Below are 1020 nucleotides of genomic sequence, written 5' to 3'. Positions count from 1 at the left end.
GGGGCGAGCTCGGCGATGGCCGGCGCGTGGCCGGGCACGCCCTGGTGGGCGACGAGCGTGGGCAGCAGGTCGGCGAGCGATCCCGAGCCGTACGCGGGCACGGGGCAGCCGCTCACCGCCGGGTTCCCCGCCACCACCGCGGCCTCGCTCGCCTCGGTCGGCACGGGTCTGCCGCCCGGCGCGCACGGCCTGCCGGGGTACACGGTGCGCGACCCCGCCACCGGCGAGCTGATGAACCAGCTCCGCTGGATCCCCTGGACCGACCCGCACGCGTGGCAGCCCTACCCCACCGTCTTCCAGCAGGCCCATGAGGCGGGTGTGCACACCGCGCAAGTATCCGCCCCGCACTTCGAGCACACGCCGCTCACCAAGATCGCCCTGAGCGGCGGGACCTTCCGGGGCAAGCTCTCCGGCGAGGACCGCATGGACCTCGCCGCCGCGCAGCTGGCGGCGGGGGACCGCTCCCTGGTCTACACGTACTACGCGGAGGTCGACGGCAAGGGCCACCGCTTCGGTGTCGACTCCGACGCCTGGCGCGGTCAGCTCAGTTACGTCGACCGGCTCGCCCAGCGCCTCGCGGAGCAGCTCCCGCCGCGCAGCGCCCTGTACGTCACCGCCGACCACGGCATGCTCGACATCCCCTTCGACGAGCGGTCCCGTATCGACTTCGACGAGGACTGGGAGCTGCGGGCGGGCGTCGCCCATCTCGGCGGCGAGGGCCGGGCCCGCCATGTCTACGCGGTGCCCGGGGCGCGGGGCGATGTCCTGGCGGTCTGGCGGGAGGTGCTCGGCGAGCAGTTCTGGGTCGCCTCTCGTGACGAGGCGATCCATGCGGGCTGGTTCGGTCCACACATTGATCAACGTGTGTACGACCGCATCGGTGACGTCGTGGCCGCCGCGTACGACGATGTCGCGATCGTGGCGACGGAGCGCGAGCCGAAGGAGTCCTCACTGGTCGGCATGCACGGCTCCATGACCCCCGTCGAGCAGCTCGTCCCCCTCCTCGAAGTACGCTCCTAG

Annotated in this window: 1 protein-coding gene; it reads left to right on the top strand. The window is 72.5% G+C overall.

The window, feature by feature from the left end:
* On the top strand, positions 1 to 1020 hold a 1020-nt coding region (locus AB8Z36_RS40980), incomplete at its 5' end, for an alkaline phosphatase family protein (protein WP_369218420.1).

Origin of the sequence: Streptomyces flavofungini (assembly GCF_041028215.1) — a bacterium.
Classification (GTDB): Bacteria; Actinomycetota; Actinomycetes; order Streptomycetales; family Streptomycetaceae; genus Streptomyces; species Streptomyces flavofungini_B.
This window is presented reverse-complemented; position numbering and strand designations above follow the sequence as displayed.